Origin of the sequence: Moraxella caviae (assembly GCF_002014985.1) — a bacterium.
GTDB lineage: Bacteria > Pseudomonadota > Gammaproteobacteria > Pseudomonadales > Moraxellaceae > Moraxella > Moraxella caviae.
This window is the reverse complement of sequence record NZ_MUXU01000021.1, coordinates 47,630-66,148: the sequence shown is the minus strand read 5'-3', so window position 1 is coordinate 66,148 and position 18,519 is coordinate 47,630. Positions and strand designations below refer to the sequence as shown.

The window sequence follows — 18,519 nt, the reverse complement described above, 5'->3', positions numbered from 1 at the left end:
GAAGATACAAGGTTGGGTTGGCGTAAGCGTAACCCAATTTTTTAATGTAGCTTTTTGAATTCGTTGGGTTTTTGCCTCGCTTAACCCAACTTACAAGCCCACCCAATCCAACCTACAAATCGCTCCAATTTAACTTTAAACCCACACCAAAAAACAGCCGTGATTATGCGGCTGCTTTTATCGCTTGGCGCAAGGCTGCTTAGATTTTTGTTAGGCTCTTTCATCAAATTGCGCTTGGCACAGCTTGATAAATTCTTGCCCAAACTTACGAATTTCGCTGTCATCTCGCACCGCAATCCAACTGGTGAATCGCCCAAAATGCGTGATGGGAATGGCGACCAAATCAGGATAATGCTTCGGCTCGTACGCCATCTGCGCAATGATGCCAATACCAAGCCCTGCCGACACATAAGTACTGATGACGTCAGAGTCCAGCGCCGCCAGCACCACATCAGGCGAAAGTCCCGCTTGGGCAAAGACCTTGTCAATCGCGCCACGCCCTGTAAAGCCGCCGTGATAAGTAACGATTGGATAGCTTGCCAAAGTCGGCAAATCCACGCCATCTACCACGCCTGCAAGCTCGGCAAGCTCATGATCTTTTGGCACGATGACAACGTGCGACCAGTCATAATAGCGATGGCAGCGCAGCACGCTGTTATTAAGCAGGCTTTCGGTGGCAATGCCGATGTCTGCTTGCCCGCGAATCACCATTTGGGCGATGGTTTCTGGGTCGGCTTGCTGCAGCACGAGATTGACTTTATTAAACTTTTCACGAAATTGCTTGACGATGCTTGGCAGCACATAGCGCGCTTGGGTGTGCGTGGTGGCAACCGTCAGCGTACCTGCTGCTGCGTTATTAAAATCAAGGCTGAGATTTTCAATGGTGCGAATTTCAGCAAAAATGGCTTCAATGTGCGGCAGTAGTGTCTTGCCGATGGGTGTAAGACCCGTCAGGCGCTTGCCTTGGCGAGTAAAAACGTCCGCCTTAAGCTGATTTTCCAGTGCGGCAATTTGCTTGGATAGGCTTGATTGGCTGGTGTGCAAAAGTTCGGCGGCTTGGCTAAGATTGTAACCATTGACCACCGTGTGCCAGACGGTTTCTAGCTGCTTGAGCTGGATTTGTAGGTGGCGTTGGTTGATGACGATATCGATCATAAATTTCTGCGTTGATAAAGAGCAAATTGCCCGAATGAATAAAAATTACCCAAATTATGGTTGGGTGTGCGCTATCATATAGTAGGCGTGGGCGTTTGCTAAATGCCAAATTTTTGATTATATATTCCGTTATGGAATATATCAAGGGTGGTTTGCGCCCAACTTGGCAAGAAGTTGCGCTTGTGATGGGATTTTTCATGCTTGGCAAATCTTGATGAATACAGATAAAACCTTGCAACTTGGCGCGCTTTTCGCTAATATGCAAGGTTTATTTTTTATTTTTTGAGTTTTTATGCAGTCATCTACCACCACATCGTCTGCGCCAGCCAATCTAAGCGGCTGGCAAGCGTTTCGCCAAGCCTATTTCAACCGACCTGCCATCGCCATGCTGCTGCTTGGTTTTAGTGCAGGCGTGCCGATTTTGCTGATTTTTAGCAGTCTTGGGCTGTGGCTTCGTGAAGCAGGCATTGACCGCACCACCGTTACGATGTTTAGCTGGGCGGCGCTGGGCTATTCTTTTAAATTCATTTGGTCGCCTTTGGTGGATGCGCTGCCGCTGCCGATTTTGGGCAAGCTGGGACACCGCCGCTCGTGGCTTTTGTTGTCGCAAGCGCTTATCATCAGTGCCATCATCATCATGGCGATGACCAATCCAGCAGGCGCAAATCTTACCATGATGGCGGCAGGGGCGGTTTTGCTGGGATTTTCGGCAGCCACCCAAGACATCGTGATTGACGCTTATCGAATCGAATCTGCGCCCAGCGAAATGCAGACCGCATTATCGGCAAGCTATGTGGGTGGCTATCGCATTGGTATGATTGTCTCTGGGGCAGGCGCGCTGTATTTGGCGGACTTTTTTGGCTCAACTGAAGCTGCTTACAGTTATCTGGCGTGGCAAAAAACTTATCTGACAATGGCGTGCGTGATGGGCGTGGGCGTTGCCACCACTTTATTTGTGCTAAAAGAACCCATCAATAAAATCCAAAAACGCCCACAAACCACTGCCGATTATGCCAGATTGGTGGCGGTGTTTTTGTTGTCAGTGGTGGCGTTTGTGGGTGTGTATCGTGTGATGGGCGCGGTTTTGCCAAGCAGTGATGACGCTTTGGTGGGATTTTTGCTCGGTGCGATTAAATTCATCACAAGTGGCGCTTGTATGTTTGGCGTGGGCTATTTGCTGGTGCAGCTGGGTTTGGTGGCAAAGCAAGTGGCGGCACAGACGTGGGTTACGCCCATCACAGACTTTTTTGAGCGTTATGGCAAACAAGCCTTGCTGCTGCTTTTGTTGATTGGTTTGTACCGCATTTCTGACATTGTGGCGGGTAATATTTCAAACATTTTTTATCAAGATATTGGCTTTAGTAAGACCCAAATCGCCAACGCTGTTAAAGTGGTGGGCGTGATTGCCAGTATTGGTGGCGGTTTTGTGGGCGGCTGGATTGCCCAAAAAACAGGCGTGATGCGTGCGATGATGATTGGTGCGTTTTTGGCGTGCTTGACGAATTTGATGTTCATTGGGCTGTTTTACACACCAACCGTGCCTTTGATGTACACAGCGGTGATTATTGATAACACAGCAGCAGGGCTTGCCAGTGCGGTGTTCATCGCCTTTTTGTCAGCTTTGACATCCATTCGTTTTACAGCGGTGCAGTATGCGTTGTTTTCATCACTGATGACGTTATCACCAAAGATTTTGGGCGGCTATTCAGGGGCGATTGTTGATGCCACAAGCTATCCTGTATTTTTCGCCATCACCTTTGTGATCGGTATTCCTGTGCTGTATTTGGTGTATTGGGTGCATAAAAAAATCCCTTTAAAAAGCGATGGCGTGTAAGGGCGAAAAATTAACAAGCGATGACATAAAATGAAAACGTTGCACGCATTAAAACTTGAATTTCGCCGAATCGCCCACGAACGCCTGCCGTATCATTGGCTAGAAGGCTTGCTATTGTCTGTGATTGATAAGCCCAAAAGTTTTTTAATCACTAATGATGAGTATCGGCTAAGCGATGATGAATTTGCCAAGCTGCAAGACGGCATCACCCAAATGCAAAAGGGCGTGCCGCTGGCTTATGTGATTGGCGAAGCGCATTTTTATGGGCGTGCGTTTGCGGTCAATGCGCACACGCTGATTCCACGCCCTGATACGGAAATTTTGGTGGAGGCAGCGCTTGATTTTGCTAAAAATGCTGCCAAAAACAATGCGAAAAATCATGCCAAAAATTCACCTGATGACAAGCTGCGCATTTTAGATTTAGGAACGGGCAGCGGCTGCATTGCCATCACGCTTGCCAAAGAATTGCCTGACAGCGATGTGCTGGCGGTGGATTTTTCTGATGAAGCACTGCAAATCGCCCGACAAAACGCACTTGGGCTTGGGGCGATAAATTGTGAATTTATGCAATCAAGCTGGTATCAAAGCCTTACTTATGATACGCCAAAATTTCACATCATCGTGTCAAATCCGCCTTATATTGCTGATGATGATGTGCATTTAGCGGATTTAAAAGCCGAGCCAATCACTGCGCTGGTGGCGAATGATAATGGCTTAGCGGATATTAAAATCATCATCACTGGCGCAAAAAATCATCTGCACGCAGGCGGGCTTTTGGCGATAGAGCATGGCTATAATCAAGGCGCAGCGGTGCGTGCGCTGTTTGCTGCGGCTGGATTTTCTGGCATTGCCACCGTGAAGGATTATGGCGATAACGAACGTGTAACGCTGGGCGTGTGGCAAGAGTGAGCAGCGGTTTTACCAGCCATTTTACCGACTGTTTTACTGGCTATTTTGCCGTTTGCTTTTATCAATTTAAGTTTATCAATTTAAGTTTATCAAATTGAGTTTATCAAATTGATTGCCAGCTTGCCATCAGTGAATTTCGCCAAGCGTTTTATCAAGCATTTTGCTAATTGCTTTGCCAGTCGTTTTATCAATTCGTTTATACCAACCTAAAATCATCATATCATAACCACAACCATCAATCATGACAAATACCCATCAATCCAACCAAACCGACCACATCACCAATTCCAAAAACACCGCCCATGAACTGAGTGATGCCGAACTCATGCGCTATTCTCGGCAGATTTTGCTTGACGGCTGGGACATGGAAGCGCAGCTGCGCTTAAAAAACAGCCGTGTGCTGATCGTGGGCGCAGGCGGTTTAGGCTGTGCGCTGTCGCCTGTGCTGGTGCGTGCAGGCGTGGGCTTGGTGCATTTGCTGGATTTTGATGTGGTGGACGACAGTAATTTGCAGCGGCAAATGCTTTATGAGCCAAGCGATGTTGGGCAAGATAAAGCACGGACGGCGGCGAGTAAATTGCGCCAGATGAATGAGCTGGTCTGTGTCAATCACACCAGCCAAAAAATCACCGATGATAATGTTCATGCGCTGTTTGATGAGATTGCGCCTGATTTGGTGGTGGATTGTACAGATAATTTTACCATTCGTGATACGCTCAACGCTGCGTGCCGTGTGCGTCAGTTGCCGCTGCTGTCCACGTCTGCGATTGGCGAAGTGGGGCAGATGATGCTTTTGACCAAAGAGACAGGCTGCTATCGCTGTGTGTTTGGCGACACCAAAGGCAGTGAGCAAAACTGTGCAACGTCTGGCGTGCTTGCCAGTACGGTGGCGCTGATTGGTGCGGCGGCTTCGCAAGTGGCGCTGGATTTTTTGGGCAGGGGCAAAAATCCCATTGCAGGCGAGCTTGTGCTGTGGCAGGGCATGAGCGTGTCTTTAAGAAAAATGCGTTTTAACAAGGACGAAAATTGTGCGGTGTGTGGTGGCGTGTGAATGCCAAATCAGCGCAAATCGTTAAAACAGCAAACAACCGCTTAAAAACTTTTCAACTTATAAATTCGTAAATCTTTAAATTTGTAAATCGACAGTCTTAAAAATTTCATCAACTTTTAAAATACGACAACCATGAAACAAAAACGCTCCGCTTGGCAGCTTGCCAAACAAACGCTGGGTACTGGCAAAAACGTGCTTGGGCGCATTCACGCCACCGCAAGTGTCGCTTCTTTGGCGGCGCTGCGTGTGGCAAAAGGCGAAAAACCTGATGCGTATCTGCTCAAAGAGAGTTTTGAGCGGCTGGGCGTAACTTACATAAAACTTGGGCAATTCATCGCCAGTACGCCATCTATTTTTCCCAAAGAATATGTGCTGGCTTTTCAAGATTGTCTAGATCAGACCACGCCTGTGCCGTTTTCGGTGATTGAGCGTGTACTCGATGAAGAGCTTGCGTCTGTGGGGACGAGCGTGGCGGCAGAATTTGTATCCATTGAGCGCACGCCTATTGCGTCTGCCAGCATTGCGCAGGTGCATAAAGCGGTGCTAAAAGATGGCTCGGTGGTGGCGCTAAAGGTACAAAAACCGCACGTTCAGACGGTGATGCAGACGGATCTTGGCGTGCTGCATGGCGTGTTTTGGGCGATGGAGCGACTGGTGCCGTCCATGCGTGCGGCAAATCTTGCGCCCATCATGGAAGAAGTGCGCACCCGAATGTTGGCGGAGACGGATTTTATCGCTGAAAGTACGCACATCGCACGCTTTAATGCCATGCTTGCCAATCTTGGTACGACTAAGGTGATTGCGCCCAAGGTGTATGACACGCTTACGACCAAGCGGCTTTTGACCATGCAGTTTTTGGCGGGCGAATCGCTGATTGATGAGACGCTGAATGCGCGCCTAACTTCTGAGCGTGCGCGGCAGCTGATGGCGGACGTGCTGGACACTTGGTTTTTGGGTCTGATGATGACAGGTGAATTTCATGCCGATTTGCACGCGGGCAATGTGCTTTTGACGGACGATGGGCGTGTGGCATTTTTGGATTTTGGCTTGGTGGGGCAAATTCAGCCGTCCAGTTTGCAGGCGTGTTTTGCTTTGGTGCAAAGCCTGCAAGCCAATGATTATCACGGCATGGCGGCGGCGATGGTGGGCATTGGCATGACGCATAAGGCAGAGCGCATGGATACAGACAGGCTGGCGGCAGATTTGGCGATGCTGTTTGGCAGGGTCAATCCAGCCAGCCACACGCACGCCAAACAAAATGCCAAGCAAGCGGATAATCTGAACGTGCTAATGATGGAACTTGCGCAAATCGGTAAGCGCCACGGCATTCATTTCCCAAGAGATTTTGCGCTACTGCTCAAGCAGCTTTTGTATTTTGATCGTTTTATGGTAACGCTTGCGCCTGAGATGGAGCTGTTTGAAGGCGAGCGTTTGCAGGTGATTAAGGCGTTAAATTGAGTGGGTTGGCGGTTTAAAAAATCAATAAATTTAAAGACTGAACCTAAACACGTCGGGTTATACCACCGCTAACTCAACTTACAGCTTATCACTAATGCAACTCATAAATTGCCTATAATCAACCCAACAAAAAAGCCCTAACATTTGCTAGGGCTTTTGTCATTTTTATAAATATTATCGCACGATAACGCAATCATAGCACCATCGCCGCAATCCAACCAAACACGATGAGCGGTAGGTTAAAATGCAAAAACGTAGGAATGACGGTGTCTTTGATGTGGTCGTGCTGTGAGTCCATGCCAAGACCCATCGTAGGGCCAAGCGTGGAATCAGACGCAGGCGAGCCAGCATCGCCCAGCACGCCAGCAGTTGCCACCAGCGCAATCGTGGCAGGCACGCTAAAGCCCATCGCCATGCACAAAGGCACATAAATGCTGGCAATGATTGGCACAGTAGAAAATGACGAGCCAATGCCCAGCGTTACCACCAAGCCAATAATCAGCATCACCAGCGCAGCGATGGCTTTATTGCCAGAAAACAGCTGCATCGCCCCATCAACGAGCGGCGCAATCTCACCTGTGGCTTTCATCACTTCAGCAAAACCTTGTGCGGTAATCATGATAAAGCCAATCATCGCCATCATTTTAATGCCGTCATTAAACACATTGTCCGCTTCCGACCATTTTACCACGCCAGACGCCATAAAAATCGCAAAACCAGTCAACGAGCCAATCAGCAGCGAATCTGTATAGCGGTGCATGACAAACGCACCAATGATGGCAACCAAAGCAATCAGCGCACGATAAGAGCTGACTTTTGGCGCAGGCTTGTCGGTATTTTGGCTGTGATTGAGCGCCACATCTTGATAAATGCGTGGCTTACGATAACTAAACAGCACCGCTACCAAAAGACCCAAAAGCATACCCAGTGCAGGAATCGCCATCACCGACACGATAGACACGCCAGACACGTCCACGCCATTTTCTGAGACGTTTTTTAGAATGATTTGGTTTAGGAAAATGTCGCCAAAACCATAAGGAATGAACATATAGGTATTTACCAAACCAAAAGTAATGATACACGCAATCGCACGGCGATCCACTTTTAGGTGATTAAACACCAAAAGCAGCGGCGGAACGATGAGCGGAATGAAAGCGATGTGAATCGGCACAACGTTTTGGCTGGCGATTGCCATCGCAAAAATTGCCGCAAATAAAAGCCATTTGGTGCTGGTGCTGGCGTTCATGTTGCCAAGGCGCGCGGTGATACTGTTGGCAAACATTTTTGGTGCGCCAGAATGGGCAATCGCCATGGCAAAGGCACCCAAAACCGCATAAGATAGGGCGATTTGTGCGCCATTTTTAATGCCGTCTTGAAAGGCGGTCAGTGTGTCCGTCAAGGGTAAGCCCGCCAAAAGTCCGCCCACCACTGCGCCGACAATGAGCGACAGCACAACGTGTACTCTTGCCAGCGACAGCCCCACCATGATGATTACCGCAATCAATACTGCGTTCATAACCACTCCAAAATTTTTAAAAATTTACTGTAAGAATAACTAAAAATAATACTAAAATTAGTGTATAATTTTTCTAAAAATTTACTAATTTATTTCAACAACTCTCTATTATAACCTTATTTCAAGAAAATTTTTATAAAAAAACTTTTTTAAAATCAGTATTTTATTGACAAATTTAGTTGTAAATACTAATTTTCATTTACAAAAAGTAACAAAACTTGCCATTTTGCCAAGTATTAAAGTGAAAAAATTAGCCATAAAAAGTGCTGATGAAAAGTCGTTGGTGTGATTGGGTGTGGCTTGGCGCAAATAATCATCGGCAAGTAAATACGAGACGCACGATAAAAGGGCTTTATAATTTTGTCAGTTGTTTTATAATAGCTGGCATGGATAATTTTGGCTAAAAAAGGTGTAAAATGAGCGAGTTGAACAAACTTTTTGTCTACGGAACGCTGGTGCCGGGGCGTGCAAATGAGCATTGGCTTAAAAATATTGGCGGTACGTTCACGCCTGCAACTTTATATGGCGTGCTGATTGCCGATGGCTGGGGCGCAGCGCAAGGCTATCCTGCGATTTTACCGTGCGAGCCTGACAGTGGCGTGGGCGAAGCGGTGGCAGGCGTGGTGTTTGCGTCTGATGAGTTGCCAGCGCATTGGCGTGCGCTTGATGATTTTGAAGGCGAAGGCTATGAGCGCATCAAGGTGCGTGTGCGCTTGGACGATGGCACACTTGATGAAGCGTGGGTGTATGCGCTGCGTGTTGATGATGAGCGCCGCGCCAAACTTTTGGCAGGCGAGCTGGATTGATTTTTGGGTAAATTTTCCTTGATTATCAATTATTTATGTATAATTGGTTCGAGCTTTTAACGGTGCAGCTTGTTAAAAGCATGGTTTTTAAAGTACGGTTTTTAAAATGCAGTTTTAAACCACAACTTACCAAAACCGCAATTTATTCAAAAGTAGCTTATTTAAAAGCAGCTTATTTAAAACACAGCACATTTTTATTGTGAGAGATGGTCTAAAAAGTAGGCTGGCATAATTTTATTTCGGCATACTTTTAAAACAGCTAATTTTATTTTTAAGCAAACATACAACATAAGAGAGTAACCGATGAGTACATGGACACTGGCGTACACCGCCGAAAATAACACACCGCTTGAGCTGATTGGCAAGATGGCGAACCGACACGGACTGATTGCAGGGGCGACAGGTACGGGCAAGACCGTCAGCCTGCGCAAAATGGCGGAGAGTTTTAGCAGTGCTGGCGTGCCAGTGTTTTTGGCGGACGTGAAGGGTGATTTGTCAGGGCTTTTGCAGGCAGGCGATGGCGGTGGTAAAGTGGGCGAGCGTATGGCGCAGTTTGGGCTGGATTCGTCTTATTTGTCAGGGTTTCCTGTGCGTTTTTGGGACGTGTATGGCGAGCTAGGCATTCGTGTGCGAGTAACCGTCAGCCAAATGGGCGCAATGCTTTTGGCAAGACTTTTAAACTTAAACGACACCCAAGAAGGGCTTTTGACGCTTGCTTTTAAAGTGGCAGACGACAACGGCTGGCAGGTGATTGATTTTAAAGATTTGCGTGCGCTGCTCACCCATGTGGCGGACAATGCCAAAGAATACCGCGCCACTTATGGCAATGTGTCGGCAGCGAGTATTGGTGCAATCCAAAGACAGCTGCTTAAGCTAGAAAGCGAAGGGGCGAACGAGTTTTTTGGCGAGCCTGCGCTGGATTTGAACGACTGGCTGCAAACCGAAGACGGCAAAGGCGTGATTAACGTGCTGGCGGCAGAAAAATTGATGCGTTCGCCACGGTTGTACGGTGCGTTTTTGCTGTGGTTTTTGGCGCAGATTTTCACCACATTTCCAGAAGTGGGCGACTTAGACCGCCCAAAATTCGTGCTGTTTTTTGATGAAGCGCATTTGCTGTTTGACAACGCACCGCCTGCGCTGATTGAGCAGATTGAGCAAGTGGTGCGGCTGATTCGCTCAAAAGGCGTGGGCGTGTATTTCGTTACCCAAAATCCGCTGGATTTGCCAGACAGCATTCTTGGGCAACTGGGCAACCGCATTCAGCACGCCCTGCGCGCCTTTACGCCACGAGACCAAAAGGCGGTGAAAGCGGCAGCGCAGACCTTTAGAGCCAACCCTGCGCTTGATGTGGCGGCGGTGATTGGCGAGCTTGGCGTGGGCGAGGCTTTGGTGTCGTTTCTTGATGACAAAGGCGCGCCCAGCATGGTGGAGCGTGCGTATATCGCACCGCCATCATCACGTTTGCCGCCTTTGAGCGAGGCGGAGCGTCTGGCGGCGTGCCGTGGCGATGTGCTGTTTGCGCATTATGAAAAGACGGTGGATAATTTTTCAGCTTATGAAGCACTAGAAGCCTTGGAGGCGCAAACCGAAGCCGAAACTGCCGCCGCCGAGCAAGCAAAAGCCCAAACATCAAGCGCAAAAAGCAGCGAAAAACAGCCAGCAGGCGCGCTTGAAGGCTTTTTGGGCGGCTTGACTGGCGGACGTAAAAAATCAGGACAGAGCGCAGCGTACAACGTGGCAGATGCCATCGGCAGCCAGCTCAATAAACAAGCGAGCAAGGCGATTAGCCGCGGACTGATGGGCGTGATTAAAAACTTGTTTAAGTGATGAAGTGTGATGAGCGTGGCAAATAAAGGTGTTGAACGCTATTTGCAGCAGCGGCATATTTTATCCAGTCTTGGCGTGCCGCTGTGGGTGAGTCGTGATGCGAAATTGGCAGAGATGGCGTGCGGTAATTTTGACCGTATGCAGATGGATTCGGTTGCTTTGCCAAATATCACCGATGACAATACTGATAACACCGCCACGCCAAATGCCGAAGCAACGACTGCGCCAAGTGCGCCTGTCGTTCAAGCGGTGCAAGATGGTAAGGTTGCCAAAAGTGCGCTTGATGGTTTGTCCGACAAAGCGTCCGATAAACCATCTGCCGAGCCGTCCAATGCGTCTGAAAACTCTGAAAAAACCGACCAATCCGACACAGCAAAAATTCGCTACACCATGCAAGGCGTGCGTTATGGTGAGTGGGTGCTGATTGTGGATTTGGCGCATTTGGGCGGGCATTTGCCCACTTGGCAGGCGCTGACGAATGCGCTGGAAAAGCACGCCCAAAAAACCAACCAAGCCTTTTTGCGCCACGATGTGCGCTATCCTTTGACGCAGCATGGCGAGACGAGTGCGGCATTGGCGCAGAGCTGTTTTATGGGGTTTATGGCGCAGCTGATGGCAGGCGGTGCGCCGCAGATTGCGCAGTCGGTGGCGTTTTTAAGCCAGATTGCCGATGGCGTGGACTATTTTGGTGAAATGCAGACGCTGCCTGACATTCAGACACTCAGCCAAAACCCAAATGCCAAAAAACAGCTGTGGCAAAGGGTGGTGGGGTGATGGTAAAATCAGACTGAATTGCAGCGTGTATTGAGCAAAATAAAAACCCAATCATTTTAAAATTTCATCATCAATCAAGGAAAATCTTATGAAACGTATTTTATCCGCTGTGCTATTATCCGCTGTAGTAGCTATGCCTGCGGTGGCGGATGATACTTCAGATTTTGTACCAGATTTTCAAACGGTTTATCAGCTGGCACAAAGTGGTGATGCTATAGCTCAAGCTGCTATTGGTCAGATGTATGCTGACGGCTTGGGTGTTAACCGGGATTATGATAAAGCTATAGTATGGTATACCAAAGCCGCTAATCAAGGTTATGCGGCTGCACAATACAATCTTGGATTGATGTATGACGAGGGGCAAGGCGTACGCCAAGACTATACTAAGGCGCGTGAATGGTATACCAAAGCCGTCAATCAAGGCTTGGCAGTTGCACAATATAATCTTGGCTTGATGTATTTTAACGGCGAAGGCGTGCACCAAGACTATCAAAAAGCCATAGAATGGTATACCAAAGCTGCTAATCAAGGTTATGCAGCTGCGCAATATAATCTTGGTTTGATGTATGACAGCGGTCAAGGTGTACGCCAAGATTATCAAAAAGCTGTAGAATGGTTTACCAAAGCCGCCAATCAAGGCGATGCAGCTGCGCAATCTAATCTTGGCGTGATGTATGATCAAGGCAAAGGCGTACGCCAAGACTATGCCAAAGCGCGTGAATGGTATTTAAAAGCCGCGGCGCAAAATCATGCGCAGGCGCATTATAATTTGGGTTCACTGTATTATAATGGCGAAGGTGTGCGCCAAGATTATCGCACCGCCAAAGAATGGTATGGCAAGGCGTGTGATAATGGTTTTCAAAAAGGCTGTGATGAATATCGTAAGCTCAATCAGCGTGGGCGCTGATATACTTTTGCACAAGATAAAACCCATCGTGATGATGGGTTTTGTTTTTGGTGGGCGTGGTTTGTGGGCGGTAGGTTGAGCGGAGTAAAAACCCAACAATCAGAGTGAGATTTATCCGTAGAATGTTGGGTTACGCTGTCGCTAACCCAACTTACGATTCACTCCGAACCAACTTAAAACCACGAGCGTAAACCCAGCCTACGCCTAGCCCAATTTACGGATTATCACCAACCCACACCACTCCACCAATCTAACCACAATTCACCACGCCAGCACCGTGCAAAGTGCTGCGTCCGCCTACGCTTTTTTTGACGTGAATTTGGGTGGGAATGCGCTCTTTGAGTGCGGCGACGTGCGAAATCACACCAATCATCTTGCCTTCGTCCTTAAACGACGCCAGCACAGACAGCGCCGTGTCCAAAATCTCATCGTCCAGCGTGCCAAATCCTTCGTCCAAAAACAGCGAATTGATGGTGGTATGCTCGCTGTTGAGCTGCGATAATCCCATTGCCAGTGCCAAAGAAATGACAAAACTCTCCCCGCCAGACAGATTTTTGGTGCTGCGCAGCTCACTGCCTTGGGCGGTGTCAATGACGCTGATGTCCAGCTGCCCCTTGTCGTCATCACGGCTGTGCGTCAAAACGTAGCGCTCGCTCATTTGCGCCAGCACGCGATTGGCGTGGTGCAGCATAAATTCTAGCGTCAAGCCCTGCGCAAAGTTGCGGTATTTTTTGCCGTTTGCTGAGCCGATAAGTTCGTTTAATTTTGCCCACACGGTGAAATCTTGCTTTTTATCGGCAAGTAATTTAAGGTTGGCTTGATTTTGTGCGCGTTCATTTTTTGCCTTTTGATGGCGTTCTTTGGCTTCGCCTTGCCGCTCAAGTAGGGCGTAATGACTGGCGGTAAGTTCTTGTTTTTGTTTGTTTAATTCATCAAAATTTTGTGTTTTTAGCTCAGGATTTTGCGCTAAAATTTCATCAATATTTGTCTGCCAAGTGGCAAGCAAGGCTTTGGCGTGAGCAAGATTTTGCGTGAGCGTTTGCTGTTTGGTTTGCAAAGCAGCACGCTCATTTTGGGGTAGGCGTGCCGATAAAAACTGCGCTTCGTCATCAAAATTTTGCGTACGCAACTGTTCGGTGAAAGCGTCGTTCAGTGTTATAAGCTGTGCGCTTTGGGCGGCAAGCTGCGCTTTGACATAATCCAGCCGCTCTTTAGTGCTAAGCAGTTGCCGCTCGGCAAAGTGCGCTTTTTCATTCGCCTGCGCCAGCTTGTTTTGGGCGAAAGTTTGTGCGGTGTACAGCCGCTGTTCAAATTCATCGGCGGTCTCGGCAAATAACGCTTGGCGTTCTTGCTTGACTGCACTAAATTCGTTTTGCAGCTTGGCAAGGGTAGCCTTTTCATCGTTAAAGGCAAGCGTTTGTTCTTGGATTTGCGCTTCGCTGTGCGTGATGTGCGCACCAATGCTGGCAAGCGTTTGCGTCAGTGCGTGCTGTTTTTGTTGCAGGGTGTCGGTGTGCTTGGCAAGATTCGTGATGTGCTGGTGCGCATTTTGCAAGGTGTTTGCCGCTTGGTTTAGACTTGCTGGCGTAATCAATGCTTGGTGCAGCTTTGCAAAGTCTTCTGGCTGCGTGAACTTCGTGTCCGCTTCAAGTGTGCGCATGGCGATTTGCAGCTCGTTCATCAGCGCAGGCAGGACGTCTGTAGGCGTGTGCGCACCAATCAGCGCAGTCGTCTCGCCAAACAGCGTGTGCAGCTCGGCATAAATGTGGCGAGTGTCCGCAAAAGCTCCGTGAATATTGCGCTCCAGCGTGGCGATGCGCTCTTTTAGTGCGATGCCTTCTTGGGTGGTGAGTGTGATTTGGGTGTGTTTTTGCTCAAGTGCGCGCTCGGTATTGGCAAGCTGTTCTTGCAAGGTTTCAAGTTTGCCAATCTCATTGCCAAGCGTGCCGTATGCGCTAAGTTCATTTTGATACGCCATATGACAAGCTGACAACTGCTCAAAATCCGCTGGGCTTAAATTTTGTACGGTTGGTGTTTTGGTGTGCGCTGGATTGGCTGTTAAACTGTCTTGCAAACCAAAGCCATCTTGTAAATCAAAATCACCATTCAAGCCAAATTCCACCGAAACGGACGAAAAATCAGGCTCTGGCAACTGCTGTTTTTGCGCAAGCTCGGTCAGCGTGTGATGAGTGGTGCGCATTTCTTGGTGCGTGTGGGCAAATTGCGTTTGCAGTTTATCAAACTCATCGTTTAAAAGCTCAAGTTTGGTGCGCTTGGCGATGATTTGTGCGTCCGTATGGCGTAAGTTTTCTGTCAGCTCATCCAGTGTGCGCTTGGCGTGGGCAATGGCGTTTTGTGTTTGTTCGCTGTCATTATCATTAGCTTGACTAAAAGGATTATGGTTATTTTCTTTATAAGGGTGCGTCAGCGAACCACACAGCGCACAGGGCGAATTGGGTGTCAATTTGGCAAATTGCGCACGCAGCACGTCTAGTTCTTGACGCAGGGTTTGCGTTTGCTCAAGTGCTGCCAGCGTGTCATTTTGCGCTAGGATTTGTGCGTTGATGTTGTCTTTATCTTGTTCGTGCTGGGTGAGTGCAGTGCTGAGCGTAAGTTTCTGGGCGTTTAGCTGGGTGTGTTCTGCCGCCAAAGTGCGCAGGCGTTCGCTGTGCTGGCTTAGCAGGTGCGATAAGTCATACAAGCGTCCCAAGGCGTTCATGCGCTCGTGCAAAGATTTTAGCGCAGGCGTGATGGCTTGGCTGATATTTGCCAAATTATCTAAAGAATTGTCCGAATGTTTATCCAAATGCGCACCATTAAAGGCGACATCAAGGCGCAATGATTGCAGCAGTGAAAGCGTGTCTTGGCGCAGGGTGTGGTAATCATTTTCCAGCGTTTGGCGCAGATTTTTGTGCTGTTTGAGCGTTTCACGTTTTTCGTTGATGGCGTAAGTTTGCTGGCGTAATTCTTGCGCGAAATCTTGGATTGTAGCGTGTGATTTTTCCAGCTGGCTTTGGTGCAGCGCAAGTTTTTGTTTTAATCCTGTCAGCACGCCCAAATCCTGATGGGCGTTTGCGTGCGCAGGCAGACTGGCAAGCTCATTTTGGATTTGCGCCAGTAAATTTTGCTGCTCGTTTTGCTCGGATATGGCGGCAGCAAGCGCATTTTTGGCGGTGTTGATGGTGTTTTGCTGGCGGTTTATCGTGTCTTGGCTGTGGCTGATTTTATCGTGCAGCTGCGCCAAGCGATTATCCAGCGTGCGTGCATTTTTGATGATGGGCAGGGCGGTTTGTAGGGCGTGTTGCTCGGTTTTTAGCGTGTCATCGGCGTGCTGTTTTTGAGTGATTGCCGCATCAAAATTCGCCTGCAATTCTGGTAAAGCAGTGCTTAACTCATTGACTTCATTTTGGCTGTGCGCCTGCTCGTTTTGCTTTTGTAGGCACTCTTGATAACTAGGCTCAATCAAAGCAGCACGCTCAGCTTGCGCTAAAATTTCGCCATCTACCGCAAACTCATCAAGCGCACTTTGGTGGTGGTGAATGTCGGCTTGGTGCTTGTTGATTTCGTTTGTGGCACGTTGCCAATTTGCGTGCGCCGTCAGTTTTTCATCAAGTGCGGCAAGCGTTTTTTGGGCGTGCTTTATGCTTGTTTCGTTATCCGTGATTTCTTGGCTGAGTGCGGCAAATTCATCATCGCTCATCACCACTTGTTCGCTGATTTTACTTTCCAATAAAGTCAGTGCGTCCTTTTTTTCGCGCGTGATTTCGTGGGTTTTAATGCTGATTTTGCCGTAGATGTCCGTGCCTGTGATTTGCTCTAAAATCTCCCCTTTTTCTTGTGCGTCCGCCTTTAAAAACGCCGCAAAATTGCCCTGTGCCAGCATGACCGAGCGGGTGAATTGCTCAAAATTCATGCGCATGAGCTGCTCGGTAAGTTTATCACAGCGGCTGGCTTTTTCTTCTAAAATATTGCCGCTGTCATCGCCCAAGCACTCAATTTCACTGATTTCACGTTTGATGGGCTGTAAATTGCCGTCCGATTTTTTGCCAGCACGGCGTTGCTCCCAGCCAAAACGGTACAATTTATCGCCAATCGCCACTTCCACTTCGCTGGCGCATTCGCCTGTGTCTAGGCTCATCACGTCATTTTGGGCGTTGCTGATGGATTTGATGCGTGGCGTTTGTCCGTAAATGGCAAGGCAGATGGCGTCTAAAATTGTGGTTTTGCCTGCGCCAGTTTGCCCTGTGATGGCAAAAATGCCGTTCGTGGTAAATTCAGGGTCGCTAAAATCAATGTGCCAGCTGCCTTTGAGCGAATGAATATTGGTGAATTTTAGGCTAAGGATTTTCATGGGTTTTGCTGTGCGGTTTTTTGGTTGTGCGGTGTTTGGCGGCAAAGTGGCGTGCGCTTGGTTTGATTGTGATTATTCGGCTTGTTCGTCCGCTTCTTGTAGAGCGTTTAGCACGGCTTGATAAGCGGTGGTGAGCTCACTGGTTTCGCCATCGCTGATGTTTTTTTGCGTTAAAAGCCGTGCAAAAGCGTCTGTGGGTGTCAGACTTTGTAAGTTTTGCATGGGCGTGCCATCGCTTAAGGCATGATTGCCCAAAACGTGGCGGTATTGTGTGCGATTATTGATACTCAAAGCCAGTACATTACTGCCGTCCAGCTGTTCGTGAATGAGCTTAACCAGCTCAGGGCAAAGCGTCTCGCCCGTGTAGATGATTTCGGCATAAATGCGCTCGCCTGCTGTGATGAGTGCGTCAAGTTCGGCGTGAATGTGTGGCAAATCACCGCTGATACTCGCCAGTTTTTGAAAAACTGGCACGGGCAGGGCGTGAACGTGTGGCGTGCGTGCGATAAAATCCACAAGCAGCACTTGCTTTGGTTTTTTGGCTTCACCAAAGCCCATCGCCATCGGTGAGCCGCAGTAGCGAATACGTTCCTGACCTGCAACTTTTTGCGGTGCGTGGATATGCCCAAGCGCCACATAGTCTAAGCATTCAGCAAACACGCCTGCGCTGATTTGCCCAAGCGTCCCTACATAAGTTTCTTGGCGCATGCCGTCATCTTTGGCAGAAATGCTGGCACCAGCGGCGAATAAATGCCCTGTGGCAATGATGGGGATTTCATTGCCGTGCTCGGCTTGTAAGGCGCGGCGCAGTTCGTCCGCTTTGGCGGCAAGCGTGTGATAATGCTCGTAAATGCCTTGGGCGGCTTCGTTTTCTTTTTCGCCAATGCGCTCAAAGCGTGCGCTTTTTCGTACGTCTTTATCACGCAAATACGGCACGGCAAGCACGATGGCTTGGGGTGTGCGTGCTTTTGTGGGGGCGCGCAAGACCAAAATTTCATCAAAAATATCGTCCGCCGCTTGCCCGATGACTTGCACGTTTAGCGCGCGCAAAATGTCTTTGGGTGCGTCTAAAAACGTTGGGCTGTCGTGATTGCCTGCGGTGATGATGACGTGCTGGCAGCAGCTTTTGGCGACATTGCCCAAAAATTGATAGTACAGCTCTTGGGCTTTGTTGCTTGGTGTGGCGGTGTCAAACACATCACCTGCCACAATCAGCACGTCCACCGCGTGTTCATTGATGCTGTCAATCAGCCATGTCAAAAATTGCGCAAATTCATCATAGCGCGGCTGCTGGTACAGACGCTTGCCAATGTGCCAATCAGAAGTGTGCAGCACACGCAAGGCGTCAGCTGGCTTGGGCGGCAGATTTTCAGCTTGGTGTGTGGTGTTGCTTTTTGGATTGGCTGATTTGGTTGGCATGGTTTTAAGGTTTGAAAGTTGGTGATGGTTTAAAATGAGCAGCGGGATTTACCGTGCGTGCTTGGCAAATCGTTTGATAAATTTTATAAAAAACAACCGCTTGGCGCAATAGCCAGCGGCTGTATTTTTTAAGGTGCGGTTATTAGAAGACCATCATTTAAAAACTGCGTGCAATCACACCACAGTGCGCACGGTTTTTGCTTTATCAAGGGCGGTGTAAAGGCGGTTCACTTGCTCTGCGTGCGTCAAATACAGCTTTAGGCGCAGCGAGTGAAAACGCCCTGTGCGAGACGGCTGCACTTGAATGCTGGCGGCATCAAATTCTGGGAAAATCTCCGCCAAAATCAGAGTAACTTCGTGGCGCAGGCTGTCGTGTTCGCCTTCGTGACCGATGATGCTGATGGGATAATCCATCGGAAATTGCCACAATTCTGGGTTTTGAATTTCGGTGCGTTTGGCATTGACGGTGGGCGCGCGGTTTAGGTTGGTGAGTTTCATGAAGGTTCCTGATG

General features: G+C 48.7%; 13 protein-coding genes. 8 read left to right on the top strand and 5 right to left on the bottom strand.

The window, feature by feature from the left end; all coding sequences use genetic code 11:
• Positions 1-210 precede the first annotated feature (210 nt).
• Entirely contained in the window at positions 211-1,155 is a 945-nt protein-coding gene (locus B0181_RS03090) for a LysR substrate-binding domain-containing protein (RefSeq protein ID WP_078276022.1), read from the bottom strand.
• 292 nt (positions 1,156-1,447) lie between these two features.
• On the opposite strand from B0181_RS03090, the gene B0181_RS03085 reads away from it, so the two are divergent.
• From B0181_RS03085 to B0181_RS03070, 4 genes are all read left to right on the top strand, one after another.
• Entirely contained in the window at positions 1,448-2,989 is a 1,542-nt protein-coding gene (locus tag B0181_RS03085) for an AmpG family muropeptide MFS transporter (protein WP_078276021.1), read from the top strand.
• 30 nt (positions 2,990-3,019) lie between these two features.
• Positions 3,020-3,898 carry a peptide chain release factor N(5)-glutamine methyltransferase gene (prmC, locus tag B0181_RS03080; RefSeq protein WP_078276020.1) on the top strand — a complete coding sequence of 293 codons (879 nt, stop codon included), beginning with the start codon at positions 3,020-3,022 and terminating at the stop codon, positions 3,896-3,898.
• 325 nt (positions 3,899-4,223) lie between these two features.
• Positions 4,224-4,949 carry a HesA/MoeB/ThiF family protein gene (locus B0181_RS03075; protein ID WP_245953307.1) on the top strand — a complete coding sequence of 242 codons (726 nt, stop codon included), beginning with the start codon at positions 4,224-4,226 and terminating at the stop codon, positions 4,947-4,949.
• A 132-nt stretch (positions 4,950-5,081) separates the two neighbouring features.
• Positions 5,082-6,407, top strand: a complete 1,326-nt coding sequence (locus B0181_RS03070) for an ABC1 kinase family protein (RefSeq protein WP_078276018.1) — start codon at positions 5,082-5,084, stop codon at positions 6,405-6,407.
• Positions 6,408-6,600: 193 nt separating this feature from the next.
• Here the strand turns inward: B0181_RS03070 and B0181_RS03065 are convergent, their stop codons facing one another.
• Entirely contained in the window at positions 6,601-7,923 is a 1,323-nt protein-coding gene (locus B0181_RS03065) for a Na+/H+ antiporter family protein (RefSeq protein ID WP_078276017.1), read from the bottom strand.
• 416 nt (positions 7,924-8,339) lie between these two features.
• Between B0181_RS03065 and B0181_RS03060 the strand changes: the two genes are divergently transcribed.
• From B0181_RS03060 to B0181_RS03045, 4 genes are all read left to right on the top strand, one after another.
• A complete protein-coding gene (locus B0181_RS03060; protein WP_242620141.1) occupies positions 8,340-8,729 on the top strand; it encodes a gamma-glutamylcyclotransferase family protein in 390 nt (129 codons plus the stop codon).
• Between the two features lie 303 nt (positions 8,730-9,032).
• Complete coding sequence (locus tag B0181_RS03055; RefSeq protein ID WP_078276016.1) at positions 9,033-10,556, top strand: helicase HerA-like domain-containing protein; 1,524 nt, start codon at positions 9,033-9,035, stop codon at positions 10,554-10,556.
• A 9-nt stretch (positions 10,557-10,565) separates the two neighbouring features.
• Positions 10,566-11,330, top strand: a complete 765-nt coding sequence (locus tag B0181_RS03050) for a hypothetical protein (protein WP_078276015.1) — start codon at positions 10,566-10,568, stop codon at positions 11,328-11,330.
• An 88-nt stretch (positions 11,331-11,418) separates the two neighbouring features.
• Complete coding sequence (locus B0181_RS03045; RefSeq protein WP_078276014.1) at positions 11,419-12,237, top strand: tetratricopeptide repeat protein; 819 nt, start codon at positions 11,419-11,421, stop codon at positions 12,235-12,237.
• A gap of 250 nt (positions 12,238-12,487) precedes the next feature.
• On the opposite strand, the gene B0181_RS03040 is transcribed toward B0181_RS03045, so the two are convergent.
• The 3 genes from B0181_RS03040 to B0181_RS03030 form a co-directional block, all read right to left on the bottom strand.
• Positions 12,488-16,588 (bottom strand): AAA family ATPase, encoded by a 4,101-nt coding sequence (locus tag B0181_RS03040; RefSeq protein ID WP_078276013.1) that lies wholly within the window; start codon positions 16,586-16,588, stop codon positions 12,488-12,490.
• A gap of 72 nt (positions 16,589-16,660) precedes the next feature.
• On the bottom strand, positions 16,661-18,007 hold the full coding sequence (locus B0181_RS03035) for an exonuclease SbcCD subunit D C-terminal domain-containing protein (protein ID WP_078276012.1): 1,347 nt from the start codon (positions 18,005-18,007) through the stop codon (positions 16,661-16,663).
• Positions 18,008-18,181: 174 nt separating this feature from the next.
• Positions 18,182-18,505, bottom strand: a complete 324-nt coding sequence (locus tag B0181_RS03030; protein ID WP_078276011.1) for a YbeD family protein — start codon at positions 18,503-18,505, stop codon at positions 18,182-18,184.
• Between the last annotated feature and the right edge of the window lie 14 nt (positions 18,506-18,519).

Excerpts from the sequence above, each read along its gene's own strand:
- B0181_RS03070 (WP_078276018.1), top strand. The coding sequence starts at position 5,082 with ATGAAACAAAAACGCTCCGCTTGGCAGCTTGCCAAACAAACGCTGGGT.
- B0181_RS03040 (WP_078276013.1), bottom strand. The coding sequence starts at position 16,588 with ATGAAAATCCTTAGCCTAAAATTCACCAATATTCATTCGCTCAAAGGC.
- B0181_RS03035 (WP_078276012.1), bottom strand. The coding sequence starts at position 18,007 with ATGCCAACCAAATCAGCCAATCCAAAAAGCAACACCACACACCAAGCT.
- B0181_RS03060 (WP_242620141.1), top strand. The coding sequence starts at position 8,340 with ATGAGCGAGTTGAACAAACTTTTTGTCTACGGAACGCTGGTGCCGGGG.
- B0181_RS03045 (WP_078276014.1), top strand. The coding sequence starts at position 11,419 with ATGAAACGTATTTTATCCGCTGTGCTATTATCCGCTGTAGTAGCTATG.
- B0181_RS03075 (WP_245953307.1), top strand. The coding sequence starts at position 4,224 with ATGCGCTATTCTCGGCAGATTTTGCTTGACGGCTGGGACATGGAAGCG.
- B0181_RS03030 (WP_078276011.1), bottom strand. The coding sequence starts at position 18,505 with ATGAAACTCACCAACCTAAACCGCGCGCCCACCGTCAATGCCAAACGC.
- B0181_RS03055 (WP_078276016.1), top strand. The coding sequence starts at position 9,033 with ATGAGTACATGGACACTGGCGTACACCGCCGAAAATAACACACCGCTT.
- B0181_RS03085 (WP_078276021.1), top strand. The coding sequence starts at position 1,448 with ATGCAGTCATCTACCACCACATCGTCTGCGCCAGCCAATCTAAGCGGC.
- B0181_RS03065 (WP_078276017.1), bottom strand. The coding sequence starts at position 7,923 with ATGAACGCAGTATTGATTGCGGTAATCATCATGGTGGGGCTGTCGCTG.
- prmC (WP_078276020.1), top strand. The coding sequence starts at position 3,020 with ATGAAAACGTTGCACGCATTAAAACTTGAATTTCGCCGAATCGCCCAC.
- B0181_RS03090 (WP_078276022.1), bottom strand. The coding sequence starts at position 1,155 with ATGATCGATATCGTCATCAACCAACGCCACCTACAAATCCAGCTCAAG.
- B0181_RS03050 (WP_078276015.1), top strand. The coding sequence starts at position 10,566 with ATGAGCGTGGCAAATAAAGGTGTTGAACGCTATTTGCAGCAGCGGCAT.